13 protein-coding genes are annotated in these 14,136 nt (G+C 49.9%); 9 read left to right on the forward strand and 4 right to left on the reverse strand.

Translation table 11 applies throughout. From position 1 onward, the window contains the following. Positions 1-230 precede the first annotated feature (230 nt). From Mal48_RS23280 to Mal48_RS12610, 7 genes are all read left to right on the forward strand, one after another. Positions 231-4,262, forward strand: a complete 4,032-nt coding sequence (locus Mal48_RS23280; protein WP_197441669.1) for a hypothetical protein — start codon at positions 231-233, stop codon at positions 4,260-4,262. A 397-nt stretch (positions 4,263-4,659) separates the two neighbouring features. Beyond that, positions 4,660-4,950: a hypothetical protein gene (locus Mal48_RS12585; RefSeq protein ID WP_145199801.1), complete on the forward strand. Its 291-nt coding sequence runs from the start codon at positions 4,660-4,662 to the stop codon at positions 4,948-4,950. A 31-nt stretch (positions 4,951-4,981) separates the two neighbouring features. Then, positions 4,982-5,548 carry a ParB N-terminal domain-containing protein gene (locus Mal48_RS12590; RefSeq protein ID WP_145199804.1) on the forward strand — a complete coding sequence of 189 codons (567 nt, stop codon included), beginning with the start codon at positions 4,982-4,984 and terminating at the stop codon, positions 5,546-5,548. 197 nt (positions 5,549-5,745) lie between these two features. Then, on the forward strand, positions 5,746-6,495 hold the full coding sequence (locus Mal48_RS12595; RefSeq protein WP_145199807.1) for an ATP-binding cassette domain-containing protein: 750 nt from the start codon (positions 5,746-5,748) through the stop codon (positions 6,493-6,495). An 11-nt stretch (positions 6,496-6,506) separates the two neighbouring features. Continuing rightward, positions 6,507-7,031 carry a GNAT family N-acetyltransferase gene (locus Mal48_RS12600; protein WP_145199810.1) on the forward strand — a complete coding sequence of 175 codons (525 nt, stop codon included), beginning with the start codon at positions 6,507-6,509 and terminating at the stop codon, positions 7,029-7,031. Between the two features lie 160 nt (positions 7,032-7,191). Continuing rightward, positions 7,192-7,572, forward strand: a complete 381-nt coding sequence (locus Mal48_RS12605) for a hypothetical protein (RefSeq protein WP_145199813.1) — start codon at positions 7,192-7,194, stop codon at positions 7,570-7,572. A 37-nt stretch (positions 7,573-7,609) separates the two neighbouring features. Beyond that, complete coding sequence (locus Mal48_RS12610) at positions 7,610-8,971, forward strand: terminase large subunit domain-containing protein (RefSeq protein ID WP_145199816.1); 1,362 nt, start codon at positions 7,610-7,612, stop codon at positions 8,969-8,971. Positions 8,972-8,997: 26 nt separating this feature from the next. Here the strand turns inward: Mal48_RS12610 and Mal48_RS12615 are convergent, their stop codons facing one another. Beyond that, positions 8,998-9,492, reverse strand: coding sequence for an RrF2 family transcriptional regulator (locus Mal48_RS12615; protein WP_145199820.1), 495 nt, complete (start codon positions 9,490-9,492; stop codon positions 8,998-9,000). A 524-nt stretch (positions 9,493-10,016) separates the two neighbouring features. After that, positions 10,017-10,889, reverse strand: coding sequence for an SGNH/GDSL hydrolase family protein (locus tag Mal48_RS12620; RefSeq protein ID WP_145199823.1), 873 nt, complete (start codon positions 10,887-10,889; stop codon positions 10,017-10,019). A 106-nt stretch (positions 10,890-10,995) separates the two neighbouring features. Between Mal48_RS12620 and Mal48_RS12625 the strand changes: the two genes are divergently transcribed. Beyond that, positions 10,996-11,340: a histidine triad nucleotide-binding protein gene (locus Mal48_RS12625; protein WP_145199826.1), complete on the forward strand. Its 345-nt coding sequence runs from the start codon at positions 10,996-10,998 to the stop codon at positions 11,338-11,340. 178 nt (positions 11,341-11,518) lie between these two features. Here Mal48_RS12625 and Mal48_RS12630 read toward each other — a convergent pair whose 3' ends face one another. Then, positions 11,519-11,713, reverse strand: coding sequence for a hypothetical protein (locus Mal48_RS12630; RefSeq protein ID WP_145199829.1), 195 nt, complete (start codon positions 11,711-11,713; stop codon positions 11,519-11,521). 276 nt (positions 11,714-11,989) lie between these two features. Here Mal48_RS12630 and Mal48_RS12635 point away from each other — a divergent pair, with 276 nt between their 5' ends. Beyond that, positions 11,990-12,406, forward strand: coding sequence for a hypothetical protein (locus Mal48_RS12635; RefSeq protein WP_145199832.1), 417 nt, complete (start codon positions 11,990-11,992; stop codon positions 12,404-12,406). Positions 12,407-12,623: 217 nt separating this feature from the next. On the opposite strand, the gene Mal48_RS12640 is transcribed toward Mal48_RS12635, so the two are convergent. Next, positions 12,624-13,847, reverse strand: a complete 1,224-nt coding sequence (locus Mal48_RS12640; RefSeq protein WP_145199835.1) for a lysophospholipid acyltransferase family protein — start codon at positions 13,845-13,847, stop codon at positions 12,624-12,626. Between the last annotated feature and the right edge of the window lie 289 nt (positions 13,848-14,136).

Consider the following 14,136-nt stretch of genomic DNA (forward strand, 5'->3'; position numbering starts at 1 on the left):
CTTTAGTAAAAACTCTAATTCAAATCGATCCCGTAACAATTTGCGTCGGAATATTCAGGCAACTTTGCCGATAGCGAAAGTTTTGCCGGAATGACGATTTTATTTGAAACATTCCCCATCGCCGGGGCGTCGACTATCATAATAAGAGAAATCTCCCAATAAATAGAGTCTGCACCGTTGCGGTCTCTCGATTCAAAACGACTCCAGTTTCCCTTAACGAGAAAGAGTCGATGGCTGTTGCCGATCCAAAATCAAAACCTCAAAAGTCTGCGTCTTCAAAATACGTCGACTTTGATGAATTTATCGAATACCAGCTCAAAAAAACACGCTCAGGGATTCATCACACCGATGTTCTCTCAGCGGTCGTCGTTCTGGCGGTCTTTCTGACTGGATATTTGCTTGTCTTCACGATCGCCGACCACTGGATCATTCAGGGCGGATTGAGCGATCTCGCGAGAACAATTTTGCTGGGAATCGTCGGGGCGATCTCTGTCACCTGGCTCGTGACAAAAATCGCGTTACCGCTCTATCGCGAAGTCAACATTCTCTACGCAGCCAAGGAAATCGAAGAATCCTACCCCGAACTCAAAAGCAGTCTTGTCTCCTGGGTTCAGTTTCGCGAAGAGGGTCGAGAGATTCCTTCCGAGATTCTGAAAGCAATCGAAAAACGAACTGCTCTCGAAATCAAAGAGGCAGATGTCGATCAAGCTGTCGACCGTCAGTTCTTGATGAGAAGCTCCTATGTGCTTCTCGGAATTGTTGTCGTCATGTGCCTTTACACCGTTTTTTCTCCGAAGAAACTTTCCAACTCCGTTTGGAGAGCTTTTTTCCCGGCTGCTTCCGTCTCTGCGTCGACAAAAACAGAAATTCTGGAAGTCATTCCTGGAGATTATGAAGTCCTCGCACGTGACCAACTCGATGTCACTGTCGATCTCAGCGGAGTGATTCCTGAGAACGTCTCACTGCTGTTCACAACTTCGGACCATCGCTTTGTTGATGAACCGATTCCGATGCGAAACACCGGCGAAGGGCTTCCACGATTCCGCGCGAGGTTAACAGGTACAAACGGCGAAGGGCTTCTCAAAGATTTGACATACCGCATCGAAGCGGGCGATGCCGTCTCTGACACCTACCAGATTCGCATCAAGCAACCCCCTTCCGCAACAGTCACATCAATCGAGTATGACTACCCGGACTACATGCTGCTCGATGATAAATCACAATCGACCAGCACCATCGACGCCTGGGAAGGTGTTTACGTCACAGTCCGTGCGCAGACGAACATGCCCATCACTTCGGCTCAACTCTTCCGCTCGGACAATGACGTCGCAGAAGAGACAGCCGACGTCCTCACCATGCAGAAGACCGGTCCCGACCAAATCGAAGCACGCTGGAGACTCAAATTTCGGGAAGACGGGACTTTCGCGAACTATTACTTCATTCAAGTCAAAAATGAAGCGGAAGAATCCGACCCACAACCGACAATTCACCGCATCAAAATTCGCCCGGATCTGAAGCCAGAGATTTCGATTCTGTACCCGACCGAAGATCTCAACGTCCCTGCGAATGCAGTCATCCCGATCGCTTTCGAAGCTCGCGATCCAGACTTCATGCTTCGACGCGTCCTGTTGAAGATAGAACGAGAAGGCGAACTGCTTCCGAACGTTCCACGTTTATTCGAAGGTCCGGAAACTCCCGAGGTTCGTTCAAAATATCGATTCGACCTCAAGCCGCTCAAGTTGACAACGGGCGATCAACTGCAATTTTTCCTTGAAGCAGAAGACAACTTCGAGCCGTTTGACAATCTTCCGAAGCACGTCACCAGAACCTCCAAGCTGACCATCAATATCGTCGAGCCAGTCGAAGAAGAACAGGCCGAACAATTTACTCAAGAGCAAGAAGAGAACCTGCGACAGCAGTTGAATGAATCAGATCCGCAACAGCAGGAACGTCAACAGCAGCAGCCTCCGAAAGAGGGCTCCGAGATGTCTGAGGAATCAGCGGAGGAGAAATCTGAGAACAAGGATCCAAACGAACAGGGTGAGCCTCAAGATGGGGGCAAGCAAGAAGAAGGCGACCAGCAGAACGCTCAGCCAGATCAAAAGAACATGTCTGACTCAGAGCAACGTGAACGGTCTGGCAAAAAAGGGGACTCTTCTCAAAAAGGTGAATCAGGACAGGAGACCGAGGGCGACCAACCCAATCCAGAAAATACTCCGAATGACAAGCAGGGATCAAACGACCCAGCTTCTATGAAAGAAAATGGAGACAAGGAGAAGTCATCCGAGGAAAATCCGGCTGAAGGAACGCAAACAGGCGAGCAAAATTCGGAGCCTGATGGAACCCCCACCGAGAATACTTCGCAGAAAAACGAGACCGGAAGTTCACAGAAAAAAACGAAAAAGGCTGAGGATGATCAGGCGTTAAAAAAATTGCTTGAGTGGAGCGAAAAGAACAAAGAAAAGAATTCTGACGCTGAGCAGCAACCCGATCCAGCGGAACAAAAAGAGACGCCGAACAGCGACGCCGCCCCAAATCAGGAAAACAAATCGGAGCCTCAAGAGACTGGCGAATCAAAGCCGGACCCGAAGAGTGATTCCCCGATGAACAGCGAATCAGAGTCTCCAGGCAATCCCTCAGCTGATTCACCAATGCCTCCAGGCGCGGAGAATAAAGATCCCGCCTCCGAATCAACGCCTGAACCAAAGATGGATGATGATTCTAAATCAGATTCCCCAAATGATACGCCCTCAGCAAACTCCCCGGAGAAGAGCGGAGAGAATCCAAAGTCCGACCCTTCAGCCCCAAAAGGAGAGTCTCCACAAGAGAACACTCCCGAAAACGCAACTAAAAACTCTCCTCAACCTTCAAACAGCGAAGGCGAGAAGAGAGAAGACGGAAACTCCTCAAAGACCGGAGAAGAGCCCCCGGCGGACTCTCCTTCAGAGATGAAAAGCACCACACCAGACAAAAACCAACAACAAAAATCTCCGGAGACTTCAAACTCCGAAACCAACAAAGCGCCTGCTGGTGACATGCCAGAGCAAACAATGGATGAGCCCCAACCCGGTGAACAGAAATCTGGCGAGCAGAAGTCCGGTGAGCAGATGTCTGGTGAGCAGATGTCCGGCGAACAGAAGTCCGGTGAACAGAAGTCCGGTGAGCAGAAGTCCGGTGAGCAGAAGTCCGGTGAGCAGAAGTCCGGTGAGCAGAAGTCCGGTGAGCAGAAGTCGGGCGAGCAGAAGTCGGGTGAACAGAAGTCCGGTGAACAGAAGTCCGGCGAGCAGAAGTCCGGCGAGCAGAAGTCCGGTGAACAGAAGTCCGGCGAGCAGATGTCCGGCGAGCAGAAGTCCGGTGAGCAGAAGTCCGGTGAGCAGATGTCCGGTGAGCAGATGTCCGGTGAGCAGATGTCCGGTGAGCAAAAGTCGGGTGAACAGAAGCCGGGTGAACAGAAGCCGGGTGAACAGAAGTCCGGTGAACAGAAGTCCGGTGAACAGAAGTCTGGCGAACAGAAGTCTGGTGAGCAGAAGTCTGGTGAGCAGAAGTCTGGTGAGCAGAAGTCTGGTGAGCAGAAGTCGGGCGAGCAAAAGTCTGGCGAGCAAAAGTCTGGCGAGCAGAAGTCAGGCGAGCAGAAGTCGGGCGAGCAGAAGTCGGGCGAACAGAAGTCGGGCGAACAGAAGTCCGGTGAAGGTGCGGGCGGTCAAGAAGGGGAAGCCTCGAAAGGTAGTGAGGCTGGGGAACCAGGACAGATGGATTCTGGTAAAAACTCCACAGCACAAACTGGAGGCGGCGGAGCAGGTGGAAGCGGTACGGAAACGCCTTCCTCAGTCAGCGAACCTTCATCAGGAGAATCGCCACAGCTTACTCCTGAAGAAGCAAATCTCGCCAATAAGAAGAAGGCGGTCGATCTCGCTCTTAAGAAACTTCAGGACCAAATTGAGCGAGGTGAAACTCCACAAGAATTGATGGAACAACTTGGCTACACCGAGAAGGATCTCTCCTCGTTCATGCAACGCCTCGAAGAGCGTCTGTCAGATCCTGGAATCAACAAAGAAGCTGAGACCGAAGCAGCTCGACGACAATTCGATTCTCTTCTCAAAGGGCTCGATTACAAATCGACCGGCGAGCGCCGCGATGGCGGTGACCATGAGCGTCAGGCAGCTGAAGGTTTTGGTGGCGCCAATCGCCCTGTGATCCCGGAGTATCGAGAAGAAGACGAAGCCTTCAAGCGTAAACTCTCTCGTCAGGGAACAAAAAAATAGTCCCTGCTCGACAAGAGTCATGTCTGTTGAGCAACCCTGAACAGACATGACTTTCGCTCATGAGCTAACATGCAAAAGAGGTAGACAGTGAGGTGAACTGGGATGTTTTCTTAGTTCACCCCACTCCCCCGCGACTTCGGTCAAATTTCTCCCAAACCGAAACGGCATCGACAGAGATCGCTACCTGCTCTCACCGCTGCTTCTCAATTTTCTCTGAAAGAATTCGGCTTTCACTCCGTATCAGTAACTGTCTGCTTCTGCGGGACAAGTTGTGGCTCGATACTTGGGATGCGCAACTTTCTCGCGGTGAAGTAACAGATCGCTTTGAGATTCTTGCAATTCCTCAGCGATCCTGATTCATCGTCTGAAATCTCTCGACTTGACCTACGGAGACAGGATGTCTGTGACGCGACGTAATGGAACGAAAATCCTCCTTCCACGAACTGGTGCTGACGAATTCTGGAAACTGATTCACGATCATTTCGCTGGCGAAGATGAACGCAAATGGAAGTACCTCGCCATGCTCGCCTTGCGAGAAAATGCTGGCTGGCCGCTTGATCGAATCGGAAATGTCTTTGGACACCCCAAAGGCCATGTCACTCGTTGCCTGACAAAAATTAAAAAGGACCTGCGAGAAAGATTTGCCTCCTCACCAGAGTTCCTTGATCTCGACTCCGAATCTCTTTGAAGCTCGCCTCTTCTCATCAAAGGAATTTCCTATGAACATTGAATCTTTATCGGTCAATGACCTCAAGCCGGCCCCTTACAACCCTCGCCTCAGACTTAAACCGGGTGATGCAGCTTGGGAAAAGCTGGAACGATCACTCGATGAATTCGATCTGGTCCAACCGATCGTCTGGAATCGACAAACCGGACACATTGTCTCTGGACACCAACGCCTGGCAGTACTCAAACATCGTGGATACGAATCCGTCGATTGTGCTGTCGTTGACCTTTCCATTGAAAAAGAAAAAGCTCTCAACGTCACACTCAATAACCAGTCGGTCGGCAGCGACTGGGATGCCGAGAAGCTCGTCGACCTCGTCAGTGAACTTCAATCACTTCCAGATTTCGACGCGACATTGACTGGCTTCGACGAACAACAATTAAAAGACCTCGTCCTTACTCCATGCTTGTCCGAAGAGGCCGAAATGGTTGAAGAGTTCAACGAATCTTTGACTCGCGTGACCTTTGAAATCCCGAACGAATTGTGGGAACAAACTCGCAAGGAGTTCGATGAAATTCTAAGCCGACATCCCCAAATTCGGTTACACGTCGGAACCTAAGCAATTTCGTATTTTCGTGTCCGCGTGGAGTGTTTTTCATCTCGTAAACCACTCATCTCCACGAGACTGGTCGAGTACGTTTCTTTCAAACGGAATTTGATTTCAATCTGCTGCGACAAAAAAATTCCCCAACGAACTCGCACTCAGCAGCAACCTGAAACTTGCCACAGCAACAATTCCTTTCCATCAGGTCCAGCATGAAAATTTCGGCACAACATCAATTCCTTCCCAAGACGAATTCAACACGTTCATCAATGGTGATGGACAACTTCGGAATCAGCTTTGAACAGGGTCTGCATGTCATCGCTGACGGACTCGACTTGCCTGTTCAGTCGGGGCAAATCGTCATCTTCACTGGTGAGAGCGGCTCTGGAAAATCGTCGCTAATGAAATCGCTCCGTACCGAACTTGAAAGAGATCATCAAACGATCGTTTCTCTCGATGAACTCGATCTTGGTACTGAAATCCTCGTCGACGAGCTCGATCTTCCTTTTGAAGAGGCATTACAGCTTCTCTCGGCGTGCGGTTTGGGAGAAGCACATTTGCTGTTGCGAACTCCTCATGAACTCTCGGATGGACAGCGATACCGATTTCGACTTGCCAAGGCTTTGTCGAGTCGGGCGGACTGGATTGTCGCAGACGAATACACAGCGACGCTTGATCGGACACTTGCCAAAGTTGTCTCATTGAACTTGCGAAAAACGGCTGATCGATCTGCAACCGGATTTCTTCTGGCCACGACTCACGACGACATCATCGACGATCTTTCACCTGATATACATGTTCATTGTCAGCTGAATGGAACAATTGACGTGCATGTTGCTGAGAGTAACGGGAGTAAAAAAAAAGCCTCTCGATCGCTGATGGCTTCTGGATTTCACCTGGCACCAAATCCGACTGGCCGTATTTCTCACGGTGGCATTACCGCAGCCACCAACTCGGGTTGATTCGAAAGATCATGCTGTTGTGGCACGAGAAGATCCCCATCGGAATCTGTATTTTGAACTCACCTCCCAAAACTCTCTCGATGCGAAATCGCTTCTTTGGTCGCTCGGGGAAATGGGAGAGAACTTCGATGCGGACACTCAATACTCAACTCGTCCTTCTTTCTCGCGTCGTCATTCACCCCACGTTTCGAGGCGCTGGCATCGCAAGCCAGTTCGTGAGGCGCGTTTGCGAACTGAGCGGCTACCCATGGATTGAAACACTTGCCCAAATGGGGCATATCAATCCATTTTTTGAGCGTGCCGGATTTCAACGTGTGGGAGTCTCGCAAGCTCAGCAACGCTCTCGAAACGGACACTCCAAACTCTACGGAAATCGACAAAACTATGCCGAAGAAAAAGGCCTCATCTCTCAAGAAACGTTCAACAAAAGCCGCTACTCCAACCCCGTCTACTACATCTTCGACAACCGCGAAAACTACGACCAAACAAACTTCAAAGCGGGCAGCAAAACGAACAGCAAAGAAGAAGGCAACTAAGAAGCCAGGCAATCAGGATTCGCGAGAGTCCCCCGCAGCAACAACGCCGATCGCAACAGCGCCGATCGCAGCACCATCAGCAGCACCGATTGCAGCTGCGACCTTTCTGAAGAAATCAGACAGCCCGACACTTCTCTCGGAGGAAGTTCAATACTCCTACATGACCTTGCTTTCCCGAGGAGCTTCGCCGGCAGCGGCCTGTTCCCAACTTGGAATCTTGTTAGCAGACGTCATCTGGACCATGGAACATGACTCCGGTTTTCAGTCGATGATGAACCGTGTTCAGGAACTTCTCAGTCAAAATGTTGCAGCAGCTTTGTATCGTTCAGCGATGGAAGGAAGTGTTACTGCCCAACAAAACTACTTGAAAGCTTACCCCCCACCTGGGTGTGGCGCAACCATCGAAGGTTCAGAAAAAGACCCTGAACCCGAGATGACAGATGAAGAACTTATCGAGTACCTCAGGCAAGAAGCAACGGCTTTCCTTGCTGAACTTAATTCAGACAGCACGTTCGAAGTTTCGAAAAGTCCCACCATGTGAATTTCGAAATCAAATCCTTCTGCCTGTTGAACAAGGGATGTCATTTCAGGACGAAAGACTCTCCTGGCAAGAGGACGACCTGGCGGCTCTCGACAGGGCGTGGGAAGAACTGGCTGGGCATCGGCGACGTGGTAAGAAAACCATCCGCCGAGCTTACGTGGAGCGCCCACGCGGACATTCCAAGACATCCGACATGGCCCTGCAAATTGCGTGGATTCTTCTGGCTTCTAAACGTCCTTTGATCGGTCTCGCTGCCGCCGCAGATCGGGATCAGGCGAACTTCATTCACGACTCATTGCATCGTTTGGCAAATGCTAATCCAGAGCTATTGCAAAACCTGAAATTTGTTCAGCACGAAGTCCGAAATCCTCTGTCAGGCAGCCGGTTAGAAGTCATCTCCTCCGATGTCAAAAGCTCTTACGGTGCGTTACCAGACTTTGTGGTGTGTGATGAACTCAGCCACTGGGAAAAGCCAGATATGTGGTATTCCTTACTCTCATCAGCTGCCAAGAAGCCAAACTGCGTCCTCACAATCCTCACGAACGCAGGAGTTGGTCGTGGCTGGCAATGGGAGATTCGGGAACATGCCCGGCAAGATTCATCGTGGTATTTTTCGTCGCTCGATGGTCCGCACGCACCCTGGATTACAGATGACTGGCTCGCTGAACAAAAAGCATTGCTTCCCGAACCGGTCTTTGAACGCCTCTGGATGAACCGCTGGCAACATTCCGATGGAAATTTTGTCACGCTAGCTGAAGCAGAAGCATGTCGAAATGAAGAACTGAGTTATCAAATCGACGGACAACCAGGTCAGTTGTACGTCGCAACAATCGACTACGCGGAAAAACGAGACTTCACCGTTGGCTGCGTTTGTCACCGTGAAGGTGAGACCGTGGTCGTTGACCGCATGGATGTTGTGAAGCCGACCAGCTCGCAGCCTACACAAATCAGCTGGGTGGAAGATTGGATCGAAGATATCGCCAGCCGGTTTCATCGCGTCCGTTTTGTGGTCGATGAATATCAGTTGTTGAGCACGATCCAGCAACTGGAAAATCGCTACCCAATCGAGCGATTCGCATTTCAGTCCGGTCAAGGAAACCAAAAGCTGGCGGTACAACTGCGACAGCTTCTCTTACATCGAAAACTTCAATGGTATCCCGGATGCGGTACTGTCCCCGGGATTCATCGTGATGACCTTGAAACCGAACTTTCGTCGCTGTTGCTGAGGCACTCAAGTAGCGGTCGTGTCCGCATCGATCATATCCAGGACGGGCAACATCACGATGACCGTGCCTTCGCACTGGGAGTCGCCTGTTTGGCACTCACCGAGGATCATGCAGCTTCCGCCGAAATGATTGTCACGCCGCCAGCGATCAATGGAGCATTTTACCTAAGGTAAGATCACGCTTCCCTGCAGACTCACTCTCACTTCGACTTCGTCTTTGGTTTCGATTTCGGCTTCTTCTTGACTTTTGCTTGCGGCCGACAAAGTGGAGGGCCGATGTTCGCCAGGGGGATACTCGGGTTCGGATCCGAGAGAACCTCAGCGACCGTTGTTGACTGAAATGCCTCTTCCATCACTTGAATTGCATCATCCATCCGTTTGTGGAGCGGGCATAAATACTCTCCATGTGCTTCAAGTCCGAGCGGGCATGTCGTAATTCGTCCGAGTGGCTCAACCGCGTTGACAACATCAAGAATCGTAAGTTCGCTCGGGGAGGCCACCAACGAAATCCCTCCGCCGACACCACGTTGCGAACGCAGTATCCCTTCATTCCGTAGGCCTTGCAGCACCTTCGAGAGATACGCAGTCGGGACTTGTGTTGCCGCCGCAATTTCGCCCGTTGTTTGTGCGTCGGGACAAACCGACGCCAAATGAACGACAGCACGCAATGCATATTCAACAGTTTGAGACAACATCAAAGATTCAATTCTTTCTTGGCGACTCGTTCAAACGTAGGAATTCATTTCAATTCAGCCCCACCCTTAATCTCTATCAAGATCGTGATTGACTTGCGAGAGGTTTATCGCAACCAGGATCGGATTGAGAACTGATCAAAAGACTTGCATTTGACCTCGCAACCAGTGAAAAACTTCATTCCAGAAGTGCCTCGATGACTTCTAAACAACTCCCGTATTGAAGCCAGGAATCGCAAAAAGCTTCACTCTCCGGGATGACGAAGGGAGTCAACTCTCCCGTGTGCCCGTGAAGAACGCAATACTCTAGAAATGATCCTGAAACTTAAAATTGCTCTCTCTCAAACGTTAAGAAAAGCAGCTATTCCAGAGGTTTTCGGACTGGTTCTAGTTAAAATGCTATTCGCCACGAGGCAAATCCTGCACTTCAAGTTGAAAGATGCACTAATGGAATTGTTTTTCGCGGTATTCTGGACAAGTGTCGTCTCTTTATTGTAACCAAATCTGCTCAGAGAACTTGAACAGACTTACGGAACGGGTTGAAATGCAAATGAAATCTGGTCCCAAACAGAGCGAGCCATCTGTTCGTGACCGGGTTGTGATAAATGAATTGTGTCCAGAGTGTTTTCAGGACTGGCAAGAATTTTTGCGAGTTCACGTTTTGGAATCAATTGTACAGAATAGCGTCTTGCGAGTCTTCTTTGCACTGAACCAAACCGATTGAACGTCGGCGGGACAGGCAACTCGAACATAACCACTGTTTGGTGGCTTGCTGTCACCTGGCTGAGAAACTCGTTCAGCGATCGTTCAAAATCTGGGACACTGGTCGCCCCGAGAACATCATTTCCCCCGAGTTCGATCAGAATGACTCCGTCAACGAGGGCGAGCTCATCCAGCCGTTTCAATTCCGATCCGACTGTCGCGCCCATTCTGGAATAGTCGATCACCCGAATACTATGCTTCCTGCTCAGCAGATTCGGCCATGTTATCGCTTCGTTTTCACTAATTCCGGCAGTCAGGGAATCCGCAAAAATCACAAGCGTACGCGGAGCTGGCTCGTCAAAATCTGGTCGACGTCGCCCGCTTAGCTCATTGGCAAGCGAGAGACTGACAAACGCAATCACAACGACGATGAAAATCGTTCCGAAGCGTCGGCTCGACCGAAAGTGAAATCGCCAAATCATCCAACTGATCCCCAGTCCCGCCCCAGCGAAATAGTAGAGACCGTTGCCAGGGACCGCGGTCATGACCATCAAAAGCAGGCCGAAAATGCCACACAGACTCGCCAACCGCTGGACGACCATGCGGCCTGAAGCGATGCCCAACAGGGCAGCGACGAGCATCGCATTCCCCGTCAAAAACGCATCACCACTCACAAGATGGAAAACGAAAACATTCATCCCTGTCGGTCCCGAGAAAATTCACGATAAGATCGAAAGCGCGATCGACATTCGGTACGTTAAGATTGACTCGACAGTTTGATATTCTTGAGACAGGACAAGCGTTATGGCGGAAAAGACGATTTTCAAGAAGATTATCGACAAAGAAATCCCTGCAGACATCATTTACGAAGACGAGCTCTGCTTAGCCTTCAAGGATTTGAATCCTCAAGCACCTGTACACATTTTGGTCATCCCCAAAAAAGAAATTCGCTCGCTGGGGACCATTGAAGCTGAGGACCAGACACTGCTAGGGCATTTACTACTGGTGATCCGAAAACTGGCTGAAGACCTGAAACTCTCAGAGGGATTTCGAACCGTCGCAAATACCGGAAAAGATGGTGGTCAAACAGTCGATCATCTGCACTTCCACCTGCTTGGCCAGCGTCCACTCGATTGGCCACCCGGTTAGAGGCAGATTGACGACTGGACGGTCCAACAGCTGGAATTCACAGCCGACAATAAGATGAGCGAGGCCTCAACGAGGGGCCTTTAAAAATGGCCCCAAAACAAATGGATTGTTGTCGGGGCTCTCAGAAAGCGTTACATCAATGCGATGACTTACAATTCGCTTATTTATCGCTGACTTCTTACGACACGTTCGATGTTGCGATCCAGTAGTAAGTTAAAATTGTCATCGAAGTCATCGCGATCACAGTATAAAGAAAGAACACTGAGAGCATCTTTCCGATGTTCTCACCCGCTTCCGCGTCGTCAGCATCAAATTGTTTGATCTCTTCGGGGGCGAAGAGTTCTTCAGATTCAGAAATGGTCTGCTCAGACATAATTCGCTCTCTAGCGAGTATTGATGTGTTTGGTTTGGTGTGCCAAGGGCAATTGTTATGAAACTGGCGAAGAAAGTCGAGCCAATTCTCGGCTGTCGAAAATCAAGAATCACAGAGTCCCGAGGTTGGGAGAGCACCTTTTTCAAAAAAGCGGATATTTCTGGTTGACTCTCCTCCCAGTTCCAGCTTATTTTGCCCTGCAGAGAATCATGTGTCGTCACACACGCATTTTGAGCGTTGCAGTCGCTCGGAACCTCAACTCATGAGGATTGTGCGATGCGGATTTTCAAACAACTTCTCCAAGACGAATTTGGCGCAATACTCTCTGCGGAAGCAGTGGTTATTGGGACGATTGCCGTTATTGGTGTTTCTGTCGGACTGAATGCAGCTTCAAAATCAGTAAATGCCGAACTCTTCGAATTCGCGTCGGCGATTCGACATCTGGATCAAAGCTACTCTGTCAGCAAAGTCGAAATCGACGGTGACTGGACTGCCGGATCAGCTTACACACAGCCAGACGTCAAAAAATCTATGAAAGAGCTTGAGAAGAGCTACTTGAAAGAACAAAAAGAAGTTGAGGAAAAATTGCAACAGCTGCAAAAAGAGCTCATCGAGAGAGAGAAAGAAGCAGAAGAGCAAGAAACTCCTCGAAAAAAACGTCGAAAGAAGCAAAGGGACGAAAGCAAAATCTAGCCCTCTGCATTGCTTGCAGTGCCCGTGAAACGGCACTTTTAGCACTTCACAGGTTGCTCACGACGAAGCAAAACGTAAAGCGCAACAGACTGGTCTCCCTGAGAAAATTCGACTTAGGATGCTATGAGGGAATCGCTTGCAATAAAAACCTTATCATTATCGAGCGTATCCTGAGGGCGTCAAAGTCGCCTCATCAAGGCACCACTTTGACGAAAATTCAGTGAACAACTTCGACTCGCTCCCGGTTTACTCCGTCCATCAGTTTTTGGACTCTGGATTCTGTAAGTTGAGTCAATTCAGCTGCTGTGTACTTCTGTGAGGAAAGGTCGATTCGATCCCCAAACTGGACAACGACCTTTCTCTCTCCACGAGGGGTTGGGTAATGAAGCTCGAAAAGGTCTTCTTCGAATTTATCAATCGTTTCCGCGATCCGTTCGATGGTCGGGTTCTCGACAGTGTAGTTGCCTCGGTAACTTGAAAGCTGGGTGACAAAAAACATGTCGTCCATGTGCTGCTTCAATGATTCGAGTCTCGCTTCCAATTCGGGATTTGAAACATTCTCCTGAATTTCAGCCTGAGCTTTTTCCGTCAGGCGAATCAACGCTCCACGCACGGTTCGAATTTGATCAACGATATCACCTCCTCGAAACTTTATGTCGAGCTGTTGACGTACTTTTTGCACAACAAAATCTGCCAGATTCCGGAGGCGCTCAGGGAGTTCCCCCGGATGTGTGGAGCCGGTGTATTCGATCTCTTTGGATGCCAAAAATCCTTCTCCAAATCGATAAATACGCTCAATCAGCGGTAAATCGGGACGAGGTCGCCAACGAATGCGGTGTTCGAGCTGGTTCATCATCTCGATCAATTCCGGTGTTGGGTCCTTCGTGTAAAAACATTTCATGACGGCTGGATAGACATGAATCGGCCGGGCTGATTTCTTCTTCGCACTCAACGCAATCGCAGCAGCACCTTCGCGGAATGGCATGACTCGATCATTCGAATGATACAGGTCTCCCTCCGGAAAAATGACGAGAGCGTGCGGATCAGAACTGAGTATAGAAAGCGCCTGGCGATACGCCTTCGTGTCGGTCCCTTCACGGTTAATGCTGAAGGCTCCGTGTCGCTGAAGCATATGCCGGCCGAATGTCCCAGCGAGCTGAAAGACCTGCCACGCGGACATAAAATGTGTATGCCAACCGCTACGAATCCCAGCTTCGATCATCACATGAGAATCGTAATGAAAAGAGTGATTCGGCAAGATGAGGACACCTGCGCCGCTCCTGAGCGACTCTGAAATCCGCTCGCCATGCCGAACTTCAATTTCGTGGATCCCTAACTTCGCTAGGTCTCCTTTCCTCCAGAATCGTGTCGCACGTACAAACTTTGGGCTCAGTCGAGAGGGCCACCAGTTCGGTGGAGTTTGATAAGGTTGGGGATTCATTCCGGGCTCGCCTCGTCTTCATCACGTAGTGCAATCGATTCAAGAGTCCGCAGGGATTCAGGCGAGGTTTGATATCGCATCTCACGCTTACAAAGTTGAAAAATTGTCACTCCGCACTTTCGTGCTGCCCGTTCCCACAAAGAGTGCTGATGCTGAGAAGCCCCCCAAAGTCGAACCCCAATTTTTGATAACGAACAAATCAAATCTTCAGTAAAGCACCGAATAGCTCAAACTGCCTACAGTTTGCCTGCGAACAACGGGTTTCGTCAATAAGGTAAGAGAAGCGACG

It is taken from the genome of Thalassoglobus polymorphus (assembly GCF_007744255.1).
Classification (GTDB): Bacteria; Planctomycetota; Planctomycetia; order Planctomycetales; family Planctomycetaceae; genus Thalassoglobus; species Thalassoglobus polymorphus.

Excerpts from the sequence above, each read along its gene's own strand:
- Mal48_RS23280 (WP_197441669.1), top strand. The coding sequence starts at position 231 with ATGGCTGTTGCCGATCCAAAATCAAAACCTCAAAAGTCTGCGTCTTCA.
- Mal48_RS12585 (WP_145199801.1), top strand. The coding sequence starts at position 4,660 with ATGTCTGTGACGCGACGTAATGGAACGAAAATCCTCCTTCCACGAACT.
- Mal48_RS12590 (WP_145199804.1), top strand. The coding sequence starts at position 4,982 with ATGAACATTGAATCTTTATCGGTCAATGACCTCAAGCCGGCCCCTTAC.
- Mal48_RS12595 (WP_145199807.1), top strand. The coding sequence starts at position 5,746 with ATGAAAATTTCGGCACAACATCAATTCCTTCCCAAGACGAATTCAACA.
- Mal48_RS12600 (WP_145199810.1), top strand. The coding sequence starts at position 6,507 with ATGCTGTTGTGGCACGAGAAGATCCCCATCGGAATCTGTATTTTGAAC.
- Mal48_RS12605 (WP_145199813.1), top strand. The coding sequence starts at position 7,192 with ATGACCTTGCTTTCCCGAGGAGCTTCGCCGGCAGCGGCCTGTTCCCAA.
- Mal48_RS12610 (WP_145199816.1), top strand. The coding sequence starts at position 7,610 with ATGTCATTTCAGGACGAAAGACTCTCCTGGCAAGAGGACGACCTGGCG.
- Mal48_RS12615 (WP_145199820.1), bottom strand. The coding sequence starts at position 9,492 with ATGTTGTCTCAAACTGTTGAATATGCATTGCGTGCTGTCGTTCATTTG.
- Mal48_RS12620 (WP_145199823.1), bottom strand. The coding sequence starts at position 10,889 with ATGAATGTTTTCGTTTTCCATCTTGTGAGTGGTGATGCGTTTTTGACG.
- Mal48_RS12625 (WP_145199826.1), top strand. The coding sequence starts at position 10,996 with ATGGCGGAAAAGACGATTTTCAAGAAGATTATCGACAAAGAAATCCCT.
- Mal48_RS12630 (WP_145199829.1), bottom strand. The coding sequence starts at position 11,713 with ATGTCTGAGCAGACCATTTCTGAATCTGAAGAACTCTTCGCCCCCGAA.
- Mal48_RS12635 (WP_145199832.1), top strand. The coding sequence starts at position 11,990 with ATGCGGATTTTCAAACAACTTCTCCAAGACGAATTTGGCGCAATACTC.
- Mal48_RS12640 (WP_145199835.1), bottom strand. The coding sequence starts at position 13,847 with ATGAATCCCCAACCTTATCAAACTCCACCGAACTGGTGGCCCTCTCGA.